A 14,164-nucleotide genomic window follows, 5' to 3' on the forward strand; every position below is an offset into this window, starting at 1 on the left:
AGTCACAAGTACTTCAACTGATTCACCGCTTTCGCGAGCAAGCCCGCTCCCACATTAACTGTGTCAAATCAGATTGCGCGAAAGGCTCAGATCCGCACGTTACCCCTCGGCCCGGCGATTGCCCAGATAATCAGGCCCAACACCGGCAACAACAGGATCAACAGAATCCACAGCACCTTGGCGCCCGTACTCGCGCCGCTTTTGAACACGTTGATGATCGCCCAGATATCCAACGCCAGGATGATAAGCCCGATCAAGCCATTAAAAGTGGAACCCATGGTGTCGCTCCTAAGTGAGGGCATGCACTTGTAGGATAGTCAGCCCTGACTGGGGTTCCGTTTTATTTCACACGTGTAGGGCGATTCGCAGCGCTTCCAGCGAAGGCTCGGCGTTGATGCCCACTTCGGCGCACAACTCCAGTACCCGTGGCAGGTCTTTGCCGTACACCAGCACCACCTGAATCTCGTCATCCAGCAACTGGCTGAAGTTGAGCAATGTGTAGCCGCCGTCTTCAGGGCTGAGGGCGCTCATCTGGATCTGGATGCGGTTCAACGCCGTGAGATCTTCGGTCTTGGCCAGTTGCTTGGGCTTGAGGTTGAACGCCACGCCGGGGCCGAACGAGGCGACGATCTGCGCAAACAGGTCGCCGTAGGTGTCAGCCTGGAACAGTGCAGTGTCCGGCAGGCTACCCACGACGATCCATTCACCCAGCGGGATCGGGAAACTGTCGTCGTAGTTGATATCCGGGTTGGCCGCCAGAAACGCCGCCGGGTCTGCGTAGGCCTGGACCGCTTCGTCGGCGATGCGAGCCACCTCGTCCTCGCCCATGACGCCGGCGCTGATTTTGCTGATGAGTTCGACGAGGGCAGTTTTCATGGGGCGATCCTGTGGTGGGCTGGATTTTGAGGGCGCAAAGCCTACACCAGTTTCTGCAACTTCGCCGCCGTATCCACTGCGCCCATGGTCTGTGCCGCTGCCAGTGCAGTTGCACCCTGGGCATCGGTGGCCTTGGGGTTGGCGCCCTGGCCGAGCAGGTAGTCAAGCATCTCCACGCGGTTGAACATCGCCGCCATCATCAATGCGGTGCGACCATCGGAAGAGGCTGCATCCACCGGCGCGCCGCCTTCGATCAGGGCCTTGACCACGTCCAGGTTGCCTTTGAACGCAGCGCCGGCAATCGGCAACTGGTTTTTGTCGTTGGCGATCTGTGGGTCAGCCTTGAACTCCAGCAGCACTTTTACCGCCTCGGCATGGCCGTGGTAGGCCGAGAGCATCAGCAGGGTGTCGCCGTTATGGTTGCGAAAGTTCGCAGGCAAGCCTTTGGCCAGCAGTGCGGCGAGCATAGCGGCGTCGCCCCGGCGCGCAACGTCAAAGACCTGCTCGGCAAATTCGGTGGCTTCGTCTTCGGTCATTTGTTTGGGTTGGTCTGACATGTGGGGGCTCCCTGGCGATGGCTATATAGGCGCCTAGTGTCGCGACGGAGTTCCCCACTGTCATGGCTTTTTTAACAAAAGCAGCCATAGGCAGAATCAATAACGCTACGTTCAATAACGGAACTGGCCGCCCTGGATCTGCGCCAATAACTGCCCCGTTACCGGCACGTAGCAGTCCGAGCCCGGCAACCAGGCATAAACCGGATCGTTACCGGCTTTGACCGGGTCGAACGCCTCTTCCTTGAGCTTGACCTTCTGGTACTTGAAGGTGCCCGTGGTCTCCATCTTCACCTTGATCCGCAAGAACAGCGGCACCGCGTAGTGCGGCAACTGGCCGTGGGCGAATTGCAGCAGTTCGCGCATGTCCAGCGAGGCCAGGGACTCACTCGGGGTAATCGCGACCATGCCCGCACGGCCGTTGGTGTTTTCGATTTCCACCCCGTAGGCCACCACCTCGGCGATCTGCGGGTGTTGCAGCAGGATGTTCTCGACCTCGGTGGTAGAGACGTTTTCACCCTTCCAGCGATAGGTGTCCCCCAGGCGGTCGACGAATTGCGCATGGCCAAAGCCGATACTGCGCAACAAATCGCCAGTGTTGAAGTAACGGTCACCCTTTTCGAACACGTCGGTGAGGATCACCTTGCGGTTCTTTTCCGGGTCGGTGTAGCCGTCAAACGGTGACTTCTCGTCGATTCGCGCCAACAGCAGGCCCTGCCCGCCCGTCTGCACCTTGCGCATGAAGCCATCACTGCCACGGATCGGCTCGCCGTTGTCATGGGCGTAGTCCACCAGCGCCCAGTGTTGCAGGCAAAAGCCGATGGTGTTGTCGAAATTCAGCACGTTGGTGAAGCCGATATTGCCGTCGCTGGCGGCATACAACTCGCAGATATGGTCAACGCCATAGCGCTGCTTGAACTGCGCCCAGACTCCGGGGCGCAGGCCATTGCCGACCATCTTGGTCACGCGGTTGTCACGGTCGCTGGCGCTGGGCGGCTGGTCGAGCAGGTAGCGGCACAACTCGCCGACATAGCCCAGGGTGGTCGCGTTGAACTTGCGCGCATCGTCCCAGAACTGGCTGGCGCTGAACTTGCGCCGGATGGCAAACCCCGACGCGCCGACAATCGCCGAGCCCCAGCACACACACAGGCCAGTGGCGTGATACAGCGGCAAGGTGCAATAGAGGACGTCGTCCGGTCCCATGTCGAGGGCGATGCTGCCGAAGCTGACGGCAGTCTTGGTCCAGCGCCCGTGTTTCATGATGCCGGCCTTGGGCAGGCCCGTGGTGCCGGAGGTGTAGATATAGAAGCACGGGTCATTGAAGAAGATCTGTGCGGTGCTGGCCGGGTTGTCCACCGGGCACTCGGCGCTGGCAGCCATCAGGTCGATGTAGCCTGCGGGCACCTCGCGGGCCTGTTGATCGGCGACGAACCATGTGCGTTCGGCCGGGATCGCCACTTGATCGCGCACCGCTTCAAAGGACGCCACCAATTCCGCGCCCACCACGATCGCCACCGGGTTCACCAGGTTCAGGCTGTGCACCAGGGTGCCCTGGGTCTGCGACGTGTTGACCATGGCGCAGATGCCACCCAGCTTGGCCACGGCCAACACATTCAGCAGCAACTCAGGGCGGTTTTCGATAAACATCGCCACCACGTCACCCTTGCGCACGCCCTGGGCCTGCAGGTAGTGGGCGATACGGTTCGCGCTGGCGTTGGCTTCGCGGTAGCTGAGCACGCGGTCAGCGTATAAAAGCGCGGTGCCATCAGGGTTGCGCAGGGTGGCCTGCTCGAAGTGCCAGCCCAGCCCGCAAGGCTGGGCCGGGTCGGTGACGTTGGCGGCACGCATGCCGCGCACCACCCGTGGCAGGGCGCGAACAATGGCCGGCACCTTACGCAGCAGCATGCTCCAGGTAATCATGTCGTTTTGCGGATGGCTCATGGAGGAACGTCCTTTTTCTTATTCTTCGGTATGCCTTGTCGGAAACTACGTCAGCCCTTGTTCACCTGTACACGCGGGATTTGAAAAGTTTTGTATCCCGATGAGCAGCCGCAGAAAAAGGGAATTTCGCCGTCCAGGGGTAGTCTGCATGTGTATCGGCGCGCCAAACCACCCGGTTGAATAGCGCAAAATGCAGGATGCATGATGGCCATTCATGCAATTTGCACGAAAACGAAAATTCTCTTATTTTGTAACGCACTGATTTATAAGGATTTTTATTAAACAGGCTAGATGGCACAATCACTGCACCTATCACTCCATGCTTGCCAACTTGAGCCAACGGAGCTGATAGACATGAGCCTGATCCAAGATAAATTCGCTTCAGTATTCTCCCACTACGATGTCACCACCCAGCCTCGCCCGGACGGCGGCATCCTGTTGACCTTGCGCAACAGCGAAGGCAAACAGGTCAAGCGCTCGATCTCTTACCAACAGCTGCATACCGCCGACCAACTGACGTGGGTAATCAGCGCCATTCGCCGTGACCTGGCCGAACAAGCCAGCGACCTGCCGCAGATTTCGATGCTGCAAAGCCAGAACCGCTTTGCCTTGCCGACCTACCATTCGGCTTAAACACCCGGCACAAAAAAGGGCCGCAACGCCATTGAGCGTTGCGGCCCTTTTTCATGCGCCTGTCACCAGAGCCCCTGGCGCGCCGCCTCATTCATCGCCTGCACACGGTTGGTCACTTCCAACTTGCCGTAGATGTTGCGCAGATGGAACTTCACCGCCGCTTCGGACGTTGCGCGAATCTGGCTGATCTCCCAGACCGTCTTGCCATTCGACGCCCAACGCAGGATCTCCAGCTCTGTCGGCGTCAGGGACTTGCCCGCCAAGCTCAGGCGTTTCCTGATAGCGTTGGGCAGGGTATACAGCGGCGAGTACAACTCCTCTGCACCTCTCATTACGTCTCTCCTTCATCGGCTGATGCCCTATCACTATTCGGATTTCTCCGATTGACAGGCGATATAAACATTGGTGCCGGAAAGAGTTGCATAACGAACGGTATTAAGGGGTAAGGCCGGCAATAAACAGCTGAGCCCTACAATTGAATAAGTTTTTTCCCACAACAACTTCCAACTCGCTGGGGTTGAGCATTCAAGAAGTTGTGCTTAGTCATCCAAGCCTGGAAAGCAACGGGCAATCTCACCGTCGGTGGATGAGGCCTCGCAACCTTCAGCCGTATTAAACAGGTGCAGCGTCACGAAGTGCGGGTTCTCACCGATATCGATCCAGTGGGGCATGCCTGCCGGGATCACCAGCAAGTCATTTTTCTCACAGCGAACGGCGTACACATAGCCCCCGACGTGCAAGGCAATCAACCCCTGCCCGGCGATGAAGAAACGCGCATGGTCCTCGCTGTAGCGGCGCTCGTTGAGGAACTGCGCACGTACGGGGTCGTTTTGTGGCTGAGCGCTCGTGACGCTGGACACCTCCACCTTGGCGTAAGCCAGTCTATCGATCTGCGCCTGGTACGCGGCGATCATCTGCGCGTCGCTGGCGCCCTTCTCGATCGGACTCGGCTGCCAGCGCGCGAAGCGCACGCCGTGCTCAGCCAGGGTCGCGACGATGTCGTCGAGATGGGTCAGGACCTTGTTCGGGGTGTCCGGTGTGGCGACGTGGTAGACAGCGACATAACTCATTGCTCGGTTCCTCTGTTGGGCTCTTGCAATCGAAGGCCAATGATAATGGCGGCGGCCAGCGCCGCGATGCTGGCGATACTGAAGGTCAGGGTCGGCCCCAACAGGTTCCAACTGTAGCCGGCATACAACGCGCCCAACGCCCCGCCGGTGCCAGCCAGGGCGGCATACAAGGCCTGGCCCTGGCCTTGCTGTTTATCGCCGAAACTGCGCTGCACAAAGGCAATCGCCGCCGCATGAAAACTGCCAAAGGTGGCGGCGTGCATCACCTGCGCCAACAGCAGCACCCCGAAAAATTCGGCAAACGAACCCAGCAACAACCAACGCACGGCCGCCAGCAGGAAGCTGGCCAGCAGCACCCGGCGTATCGAAAAGCGCGTGAGGATGCGGCTCATGCCCAGGAACATCAGCACCTCCGCCACCACCCCAAGCGCCCACAACAGGCCGATCAGGCCACGGCTGTAGCCCAGGTGTTCAAGGTGCAGGGTGAGAAAGGTGTAATACGGGCCATGGCTCATCTGCATCAGCGCCACGCAGGCATAAAACGCCAGCACGCCGGGGCTGCGCAATTGCTTGAGAAAGCCGTCACCCGCCAGGCGGTTGCCGTGGCTAGCCGGCTGCGCATTCGGCACCCACAGGCTGGCGCCGATGATGCCGGCCATGATAACCACAACCACCACCGGGTAGATATCCAGGCTCAGCCAGTCGAACAGGCGGCCCATAATCACCACGGTGAGGATAAAACCGATGGAACCCCACAGGCGGATCTGGCTGTAGCGCGAGGTCTGTTTTTGCAGGTGCGCCAGGGTGATAACTTCAAACTGTGGCAGCACCGCATGCCAGAAAAACGCGTGCAAGGCCATCACCAGGGCCAGCCAGGCGTAGGTCTGGCTGACGAAGATCAGCGAGAAGCTTGCCAGGGTACACACCGCTCCAAAACGCACGATGGCCAGGCGCCGCCCGGTGTAGTCCCCGAGCCAGCCCCACAGGTTGGGCGCCACGCAGCGCATCAGCATGGGGATGGCCACCAGTTCGCCAATGCGCGCACTGGAGAACCCCAGGTGGTCGAAGTACAGGGCCAGGAACGGCGCCGTCGCCCCGAGCAGGGCGAAGTAGAAGAGGTAGAAGCTGGAGAGGCGCCAGTAGGGGAGATTGGGGGTCATTTTGTGGGGGGCTGCTGCACAGCCCAGCGGGACGGTGCGACGATTCGACAAGCTCCCTCGCCACAGGTCACAGCTGGCCCAGCACCGGGGTGGTTACACGAACGTCGGCGTTTTGCCCACGGTTGCGCAGCAGGTGGTCCATCAGCACGATGGCCATCATCGCCTCGGCAATCGGCGTGGCACGGATGCCGACGCACGGGTCATGGCGGCCTTTGGTGATCACGTCCACCGGGTTGCCATGCACATCGATCGAGCGGCCCGGCGTGGTGATGCTCGACGTGGCCTTGAGCGCCAGGTGCGCCACGATCGGCTGGCCGGAGGAAATGCCGCCAAGGATGCCGCCCGCATTGTTGCTGAGGAAACCTTCTGGCGTCAGTTCATCGCGATGCTCGGTGCCGCGCTGGGATACGCACGCAAAACCGGCGCCGATTTCCACGCCCTTCACTGCGTTGATGCTCATCAGCGCATGGGCCAGCTCGGCGTCCAGGCGGTCGAAGATCGGCTCGCCCAGGCCCGGCTTCACGCCTTCGGCGACCACGGTGATCTTGGCGCCGACGGAATCCTGGTCGCGACGCAACTGGTCCATATAGGCTTCCAGTTCCGGCACCTTGTCCGGGTCGGGGCTGAAGAAGGCGTTGTCTTCCACGCTGTCCCAGGTCTTGAACGGGATCTCGATCGGCCCCAGCTGGCTCATATAGCCACGGATCACTATGCCCTGGGTGGCCAGGTATTTCTTCGCGATGGCACCCGCAGCCACGCGCATCGCGGTTTCGCGGGCCGAGCTGCGGCCACCGCCGCGGTAGTCGCGTTCGCCGTATTTGTGGTGGTAGGTGTAGTCGGCGTGGGCCGGGCGGAACAGGTCCTTGATCGCCGAGTAGTCCTTGGACTTCTGGTCGGTGTTGCGGATCAACAGGCCAATGGCACACCCGGTGGTGCGGCCTTCGAACACGCCGGAGAGGATCTCGACTTCGTCGGGCTCCTGGCGCTGGGTGGTGTGGCGGCTGGTGCCGGGCTTGCGGCGGTCGAGGTCACGCTGCAGGTCTTCCAGGGACAGCTCAAGGCCGGGCGGGCAGCCGTCGACAATGGCGACCAACGCCGGGCCATGGCTTTCGCCCGCGGTGGTAACAGTGAACAGCTTGCCGAAGGTATTGCCGGACATGCAGGGCGCTCCGTGAAATCAGTTGTAATCACTCAGGGGTGATAACCAAGCGCGCCAGTATACGCGGGCCAACCGACTAGTTCATCCTCGAAACCTTCCGGGTAGACATTGGTCGAACCGGCACCTCCCTGATGATGGCGCGATGATGCTTCGAGTTTTCCTGCTGGCCCTCACCCTGTTTACCGCCGTGGTCCACGCCGCCTCCCCCGTGGTGCTGCAACGGCCCATCAGCCTGGACACCGGCAGCGGCAAGCTGTTTGGCTCGCTGCTGCTGCCCCAATCCGACAAACCGGTGCCGGTGGTGCTGATTATCCCCGGTTCCGGGCCCACCGACCGCAACGGCAACAGTGCCGACGGCGCCCGCAACGACAGCCTCAAGCGCCTGGCCTGGGTGCTGGCCCGGCACAACATCGCCAGCGTGCGCTACGACAAGCGTGGCGTAGCCGCCAGCCTGGCGGCCACCCCGGACGAGCGCAACCTGACACTCGACGCCTACGTGTCCGACGCCGTGGCCTGGGGCAAACGGCTCAAGGCCGACAAGCGCATGGGCCCGCTGGTGGTGCTCGGACACAGTGAAGGCGCGCTGGTGGCGGCCCTCGCCGCGCCGCAACTGGAGCCGGCGGGAGTGATTTCCCTGTCCGGCAGCGCGCGGCCGGTGGATCAAGTGATCCGCCAGCAACTGGCGGATCACCTGCCCCCTGCCCTGTTGTTGCGCAGTAATCAGATCCTGGACAGCTTGAAGGCCGGCCAAGTGGATGCGGACGTGCCTGGCCCGCTGCTGGGTATTTTCCGACCGAGCGTGCAGCCGTATCTTATCAGCCTGTTCCGTGCCGACCCCTCGTCGGCCTTTGCCAAACTGGATATGCCGGCGTTGATTATCCAGGGCACCCACGATATCCAAGTAGGCGTAGGGGATGCGCAGCGATTGAAGCAGGCCAAACCCGATGCACAGTTAGCGCTGATCGAAGGCATGAACCACGTGATGCGCATCGTGCCCAAGGATGTGCAGCAGCAATTGGCCTCCTACAACGACCCGCAATTGCCCCTTGCTGCCGAGTTAGGTAGCCGCGTGGTGCGCTTTATCGACGGACTTCAACCCCGTTAAGCGACAATTTGCCTCTAGTCCTGCGCAAAGCGGCCGATAAGCCCAGTGTCGCAGCAAAAAAGCTGTCGGCTAGCTGGGCTTGGACAGGATCGCGCCGCATGACAACCACAGAAGCAACACCGGAACCCACCGCCGACACCCCGGCTGAAAAAACCGAGGCCGTCGACGCGGCGCCCCTGCCGTGGGCGGAGGTCCAGCCCGAGCATTTCAAGATGCTGCGCCTGGCGCCCCTGGCCACCGACCGCGCCACCGGTGTGCGACCGCTGCGGTTCGTGCAATTCGGCTATGCCGAGCGCAATGACAGCCACCACAGCCTGCTGCGCATGGTCATCCAGTTGCCAGGGCAACGGGTGCGGCGCGAACAGAACCACCTGGACGTGTGGGTCGACCACGATAAACACCGCGTGCATTTCGGCCCGGGCAACAGCCTGGAAATCGAACCGGCCAACCGCGGCATCGGGCGCTTCCTCGTGGCCCAAGGGGCGGCGTGGGCGAAGAAAAAGTGGTCCAGCTACCGCATCGACGGTGTGGACCTGTCCAACAAGGACGCACTGAACGAAGCCACGCGCCTGCGCCGCGATCACTTCTTGCGGGTCCACGGCTTTGATGTGGCCTACGCCGACGTGCAGCACCTCAAGGGTAACGTGCAGCCGGGCAAGGTCGGGGATGTGCTGGAAAACTGGAACACCGAGAAGGTGCAGTTTGTCGAGATCCTGGAAGCGGCGCAGATGCTGCAACAGGCCGAGCAGAACCTGGCGGAACAGGAAGTGAAGCTGCGCAAGGAAGAGGAAAAGGTCACCAAGTTCAAGCGTGAGGACAGTGGGCTGCGCTTTACCATTACCTGCCTGGTGGCGTTTACCGTGTTCCAGGCGGGGTTGTTGATCTGGATTGCCACGCACCGCTAAAACCGGTCTCTGCTATGGAATGAGATCCAAATGTGGGAGCGGGCTTGCTCGCGAATGCGGCCTTTCATTCAACTAATCTGGTGACTGATCCACCGCTTTCGCGAGCAAGCCCGCTCCCACACTGCCCCAGTTCCTACAATTACACCTTCGCCGCAAACGCCGCCTGATGCTGGCGGCACTGCTCCGCCGTCAACATGAACACCCCATGCCCGCCACGCTGGAAGTCCAGCCAGGCAAAGTCCACCTCTGGGTACAACGCCTCGACGTGCACCTGGCTGTTGCCCACTTCCACAATCAGCAAGCCCTTCTCGGTCAGATGGTCTGCCGCCTCGGCCAGCATGCGCCGCACCAGGTTCAAGCCATCATCGCCGCAGGCCAGGCCCAGCTCGGGTTCGTGCTGGTATTCGTCCGGCATGTCGGCAAAATCTTCGGCATCCACATACGGCGGATTGGACACGATCAAGTCAAAGCGCTGGCCCGGCAGGCCGTCGAAGCCATCGCCCTGCACGGTGTAGACGCGCTCATCGACACCATGCCGCTCGATGTTCTGGTTGGCCACTTCCAACGCTTCAAAGGACAAGTCGCCCAGCACCACTTCGGCGTCCTGGAACTCGTAAGCGCAGGCAATACCGATGCAACCCGAGCCGGTGCACAGGTCGAGAATGCGCGCCGGCGGTTGGGCCAGCCAGGGTTCGAAGCGGTTTTCGATCAATTCGCCAATCGGTGAACGCGGGATGAGCACGCGCTCATCCACGATAAACGACATGCCGCAGAACCACGCTTCATTCAACAAGTAGGCGGTCGGCACACGCTCGTGGATACGCCGGTGCAGCAAGCGCTGCACGTGGGAGATTTCTTCTTCTTCCAGGTTGCAGTCCAGGTAACTATCAGCAATTTCCCACGGCAGGTGCAAGGCACCGAGCACCAATTGGCGGGCTTCATCCCAGGCATTGTCGGTGCCATGGCCAAAAAACAGGTCTTCCCCATGGAAACGGCTGACAGCCCAACGGATATGGTCGCGCAAGGTGCGCAGGCGGGAAGTGATCACGGGGCAGACTCCTGAAAAAACGACCGGCGATTCTAACAGCCTTCGCCTGTACCGACGATGTACGAAACATCGCCGCCATCCGTCGGAATTCATCCAAATTGCCAGCATTCGGTTAAACGCAGCGCCCACTTGACAAGGCTGCACGCCAACAACGGCGTACCTTACGATAGTAGCGATTCACAGAACCGCTCAGCCAGTGGACAATGTCGCAAAAGCCCCCCTCACAGGAGCCCCAGAATGTCCGTTCCAAAGACGATGTTTCAACTCAGCGGTCGCGGTTACGCAGCAGCCAACCTCAGCCATGCGACCCTCGTGATCATCGACGCCCAGAAGGAATACCTCAGCGGTCCACTCGCCCTCTCGGGCATGGACGCAGCGGTAGACAACATCAAGCAGTTGGTTGCAGCGGCCCGCAACGCCGGGCGCCCGATCGTCCACGTGCGCCACCTGGGCACCGTCGGCGGCCTGTTCGACCCGCAAGGCGAGCGCGGTGAGTTCATTTCCGGCCTTGAGCCAAGCGGTGACGAAACCATCATCGGCAAGCTGCTGCCCAGCGCCTTCCACGGCACCGGCCTGGAAAAACACCTGCAAGACCTTGGCTCCCTGGACCTGATCGTGGCCGGCTTCATGAGCCACTCCAGCGTCAGCACCACGGTGCGTGCCGCCAAGAACCTGGGCTTTCGCTGCACCCTGGTAGAAGACGCCTGCGCCACCCGCGACCTGCCTTACAAAGGCGGCATCCTGAGTGCCGAGCACGTGCAGCAGACCGAAATGGCCATCATGGCCGACAACTTCGCCACCCTCGCCTTGACCAAAGATCTGATCTGATCGTACCGCGGATGGGCGGCGTGTTGACGGCCCCGCTCATCCCCAATGCCGTCTCATTTGGCGCATTTACCCCTCCCCCCGGAACAACCCGTGTATCTTCCGGTCGAAGGGCCGATACCCTGGAGGAAAGGTCGGGATGAAGATATCCGATGGTTTTGATGCTCGTCGCTTGCGCCCCAAGGGCCCGAGCAATTGGCGTCTGCGCCTGGTAGCCGGCTTTGCCGCGTTGCTGGCGATAATAGGTCTGCTGCTGGCGGGTGCCGGTGGCGCTGGTTTGTCTGGTCATTCACCGGCCCTTGGCGAGCTGAATGCCAGCCCTGGCGGTTCGGCTATCCTGCTGGTAAGCGGGTTGCTGGTGCTGTGGCTGGGCGTGTGGTTATGGCGTCGCAGCCGTAGGAAAATGCGCCAGCCGTTGTCACTCAACATCGCCTCGCACCTGATGAAAAAACACGACTGATGGCGCTTGAATAGCGTTTCCTGCGCCCCGGCCGCCGCGATTTAGGTAAACTGCCCGCCCTTCGCGGAGGCTGATATGCAAGACGACGATTTTTCCCTGTTCAAAAACGAGCTGCGCGGCGTCAAGCCGATCAAGCACGACCGCGCCGACACCGGCAAACCCAAGGCCGACCGCGCGCAGATCGCCAAGCTGCGCCAGGCCGCGACCGTGCGCACCGACGCCACCACCGTGGATGGCCTGTCGGACCAGTTCGTCATCGACGTCGGCCCCGAAGACGAGTTGATGTGGGCCCGCGATGGCGTGCAGGAAAGCCAGATGCGCAAGCTCAAGGTCGGCCAGATCCCCTTCGAAGGCAGCCTCGACCTGCACGGCATGACCGTGGAAAAAGCCCGCGAAACCCTGTGGGCCTTCCTCGCCGAAGCGACCAAATTCGAAATCCGCTGCGTGCGCGTCACCCACGGCAAGGCCGTGCGGCTGGACGGCAAGCGCCCGATGATCAAAAGCCACGTCAACACCTGGCTGCGCCAGCATGCACAAGTGCTCGGCTTTACCTCCTGCCAGGCCCGCCACGGCGGCGCGGGAGCGGTGTATGTGATGCTCAAGCGCACCATGATGGAGGGGCGTGACGAGTAACCATGAAAAAGCCCAGCACTTGGGCTGGGCTTTTTCGTTTAATGCGCTGACTGTTTAGTTGCCATTAAACGCTTGGGACTGCTTTTCTTTGGCTAAGGAAATCACGGCTTTTTGCATCGTGATTGCGGTATTGGCTGCACTGCGATACACCGCCCGCTTCTCTTCTACCGAGCAATGCCGGAAAAAATCCGACATTGTCGTTGATGGATATTTTTCTTCCGATTCCGTGATGTCGCCTTTCATAAGGCTGCTCCGGTCAAAATGTGCTCAAGTTGGTCTGGATGGTAGGGCTGCCTGACCAGATCGTCAATTTCATCGGCTGAAAGGTCGATGCCAACGTCTGCATCACCACCGTCCGTGTCTTTGATAAGCACATCGACGTGAAGGCGATCCTGAAACTCACGCTTTAGCTGACAAACCGTTGCCTTGGCTGAATAGAACTGACGAGTGAACTCCTTGCACGGAATATTCCGACCTTCGACTGCTTCACGAGCCAACACAAACTCCCATGCCAGCTCCGGCCGCTGATACACATAGATGATTTGCACCGAGCGGTTTTTCTTGTCGAGCGCACGTTGAATATTCTTTCGCGCCACATCAAGGTTCGCAAGCGTCCCGTCCAGCAGAAACGACTGGCGTTGCTGATAAACGAGGTCAATGGTCCGCTCAACGAAAACGGTTACACCTCGTTGAAAAAGACTCGAGTTTCCACCTGAATACTCAGGAAAATACTCCCTGAAATCGTCAGGATCGATCCGCAGAGCCGTTGACCCATTGGTTTCCATCAGACGAATAAAAGACTTCGAAACCTCTGTCTTTCCCGCCCCAGGGGAGCCGGCCATAAACACCGACACAGGATACTGGTCAGCCGGATAGCGATTCAGGCAGGCCAATTCCCGGGCGACTCGGGTCCGATTGGCCTTGGCAAAGATCAACGCGCGCTCAGAAATGCCCCGCTCGAGTGGTGTCATCAAGTCCTCCTCAATGAAGGCCGACTCCAACATCGGCATCGCCCAGGAATACAACTGTCCGCGTACGTACGCTACTATATGCGCCAATCATCAGCGCCCGATGCGTTATCCGCGCTGAAACACCGCTTCACATTGGTACAGGCATACACCGTACCGTTCTGAAACCCATACGGAAACAGCCCTGTGACATTGGAACAGAATTACACCGCGATCCTCGGCCAACTCGGCGAGGACGTTTCCCGCGAGGGTCTGCTGGACACGCCAAAGCGTGCCGCCAAGGCGATGCAGTACCTCTGCCGCGGTTATGAGCAGACCCTGGAAGAAGTCACCAACGGTGCCTTGTTCAGCTCCGACAACAGCGAAATGGTGCTGGTCAAGGACATCGAGTTGTACTCGTTGTGCGAACACCACCTGCTGCCGTTTATCGGCAAGGCCCACGTCGCGTATATCCCAAGCGGCAAAGTGCTGGGCCTGTCTAAGGTCGCGCGGATTGTCGATATGTACGCGCGCCGCCTGCAGATCCAGGAAAACCTCAGCCGCCAGATCGCCGACGCCGTGATGCAGGTGACCGGCGCCCTCGGCGTGGCCGTGGTGATCGAGGCCAAGCACATGTGCATGATGATGCGCGGTGTGGAGAAACAGAATTCGTCGATGATTACCTCGGTGATGCTGGGTGAGTTCCGCGAAAACGCGGCAACCCGCAGCGAATTCCTCAGCCTCATCAAGTAATAGGCTGCGTAAGAAAAACCGGCGTTCATCGCCGGTTTTTTTTCGCCTGCAGAAATCAGGTAAGCTGCGGCCCCTTCTTCATGGGCAAGAGGTTT

The 14,164-nt window shown here is 60.3% G+C and carries 18 protein-coding genes; 7 read left to right on the forward strand and 11 right to left on the reverse strand.

Annotated features, from left to right (window positions below):
* Positions 1–86: 86 nt before the first annotated feature.
* The 4 genes from NUV89_RS05890 to NUV89_RS05905 form a co-directional block, all read right to left on the reverse strand.
* Positions 87–278, reverse strand: coding sequence for a PLDc N-terminal domain-containing protein (locus NUV89_RS05890; RefSeq protein WP_003172956.1), 192 nt, complete (start codon positions 276–278; stop codon positions 87–89).
* A 67-nt stretch (positions 279–345) separates the two neighbouring features.
* Positions 346–876, reverse strand: a complete 531-nt coding sequence (locus NUV89_RS05895) for a hypothetical protein (RefSeq protein ID WP_257780595.1) — start codon at positions 874–876, stop codon at positions 346–348.
* Positions 877–917: 41 nt separating this feature from the next.
* Complete coding sequence (locus tag NUV89_RS05900; RefSeq protein WP_257780596.1) at positions 918–1,433, reverse strand: ankyrin repeat domain-containing protein; 516 nt, start codon at positions 1,431–1,433, stop codon at positions 918–920.
* A 111-nt stretch (positions 1,434–1,544) separates the two neighbouring features.
* Entirely contained in the window at positions 1,545–3,371 is a 1,827-nt protein-coding gene (locus tag NUV89_RS05905) for a long-chain-acyl-CoA synthetase (protein WP_257780597.1), read from the reverse strand.
* Positions 3,372–3,725: 354 nt separating this feature from the next.
* On the opposite strand from NUV89_RS05905, the gene NUV89_RS05910 reads away from it, so the two are divergent.
* The gene (locus NUV89_RS05910; RefSeq protein WP_122486779.1) at positions 3,726–4,004 is read left to right on the forward strand and encodes a DUF3509 domain-containing protein; all 279 of its coding nucleotides are present in this window, start codon (positions 3,726–3,728) and stop codon (positions 4,002–4,004) included.
* A gap of 62 nt (positions 4,005–4,066) precedes the next feature.
* Here the strand turns inward: NUV89_RS05910 and NUV89_RS05915 are convergent, their stop codons facing one another.
* The 4 genes from NUV89_RS05915 to aroC form a co-directional block, all read right to left on the reverse strand.
* Positions 4,067–4,336: a response regulator transcription factor gene (locus NUV89_RS05915; protein ID WP_257780598.1), complete on the reverse strand. Its 270-nt coding sequence runs from the start codon at positions 4,334–4,336 to the stop codon at positions 4,067–4,069.
* A 207-nt stretch (positions 4,337–4,543) separates the two neighbouring features.
* The gene (locus NUV89_RS05920) at positions 4,544–5,074 is read right to left on the reverse strand and encodes an acireductone dioxygenase (RefSeq protein WP_257780599.1); all 531 of its coding nucleotides are present in this window, start codon (positions 5,072–5,074) and stop codon (positions 4,544–4,546) included.
* Positions 5,071–6,234, reverse strand: a complete 1,164-nt coding sequence (locus NUV89_RS05925; protein WP_257780600.1) for an MFS transporter — start codon at positions 6,232–6,234, stop codon at positions 5,071–5,073. Before NUV89_RS05925 ends, NUV89_RS05920 begins: the two co-directional genes overlap by 4 nt.
* Before the next feature lie 67 nt (positions 6,235–6,301).
* Entirely contained in the window at positions 6,302–7,393 is a 1,092-nt protein-coding gene (gene aroC / locus NUV89_RS05930; RefSeq protein ID WP_017735877.1) for a chorismate synthase, read from the reverse strand.
* A gap of 142 nt (positions 7,394–7,535) precedes the next feature.
* On the opposite strand from aroC, the gene NUV89_RS05935 reads away from it, so the two are divergent.
* Complete coding sequence (locus tag NUV89_RS05935) at positions 7,536–8,498, forward strand: alpha/beta hydrolase (RefSeq protein ID WP_257780601.1); 963 nt, start codon at positions 7,536–7,538, stop codon at positions 8,496–8,498.
* 98 nt (positions 8,499–8,596) lie between these two features.
* Entirely contained in the window at positions 8,597–9,403 is an 807-nt protein-coding gene (locus NUV89_RS05940) for a hypothetical protein (RefSeq protein ID WP_124529518.1), read from the forward strand.
* Positions 9,404–9,542: 139 nt separating this feature from the next.
* Here the strand turns inward: NUV89_RS05940 and prmB are convergent, their stop codons facing one another.
* Positions 9,543–10,451, reverse strand: a complete 909-nt coding sequence (gene prmB / locus NUV89_RS05945; protein ID WP_257780602.1) for a 50S ribosomal protein L3 N(5)-glutamine methyltransferase — start codon at positions 10,449–10,451, stop codon at positions 9,543–9,545.
* A gap of 237 nt (positions 10,452–10,688) precedes the next feature.
* On the opposite strand from prmB, the gene NUV89_RS05950 reads away from it, so the two are divergent.
* The 3 genes from NUV89_RS05950 (at position 10,689) to NUV89_RS05960 (ending at position 12,369) form a co-directional block, all read left to right on the forward strand.
* Positions 10,689–11,279, forward strand: a complete 591-nt coding sequence (locus NUV89_RS05950) for a cysteine hydrolase family protein (protein WP_026136688.1) — start codon at positions 10,689–10,691, stop codon at positions 11,277–11,279.
* Between the two features lie 136 nt (positions 11,280–11,415).
* Positions 11,416–11,736: a hypothetical protein gene (locus NUV89_RS05955; RefSeq protein WP_207044969.1), complete on the forward strand. Its 321-nt coding sequence runs from the start codon at positions 11,416–11,418 to the stop codon at positions 11,734–11,736.
* A 75-nt stretch (positions 11,737–11,811) separates the two neighbouring features.
* Positions 11,812–12,369 (forward strand): Smr/MutS family protein, encoded by a 558-nt coding sequence (locus tag NUV89_RS05960; RefSeq protein WP_032888029.1) that lies wholly within the window; start codon positions 11,812–11,814, stop codon positions 12,367–12,369.
* A 54-nt stretch (positions 12,370–12,423) separates the two neighbouring features.
* Here NUV89_RS05960 and NUV89_RS05965 read toward each other — a convergent pair whose 3' ends face one another.
* Entirely contained in the window at positions 12,424–12,612 is a 189-nt protein-coding gene (locus tag NUV89_RS05965) for a hypothetical protein (RefSeq protein WP_257780603.1), read from the reverse strand.
* Entirely contained in the window at positions 12,609–13,340 is a 732-nt protein-coding gene (locus NUV89_RS05970; protein WP_257780604.1) for a zeta toxin family protein, read from the reverse strand. The genes NUV89_RS05965 and NUV89_RS05970 overlap by 4 nt, the downstream gene beginning before the upstream one ends.
* Positions 13,341–13,523: 183 nt before the next feature.
* Between NUV89_RS05970 and folE the strand changes: the two genes are divergently transcribed.
* Positions 13,524–14,069 (forward strand): GTP cyclohydrolase I FolE, encoded by a 546-nt coding sequence (gene folE, locus NUV89_RS05975; RefSeq protein WP_019826593.1) that lies wholly within the window; start codon positions 13,524–13,526, stop codon positions 14,067–14,069.
* The last annotated feature ends 95 nt before the right edge of the window (positions 14,070–14,164 follow it).

The organism is Pseudomonas sp. 18.1.10 (genome assembly GCF_024655625.1).
Lineage (GTDB): Bacteria > Pseudomonadota > Gammaproteobacteria > Pseudomonadales > Pseudomonadaceae > Aquipseudomonas.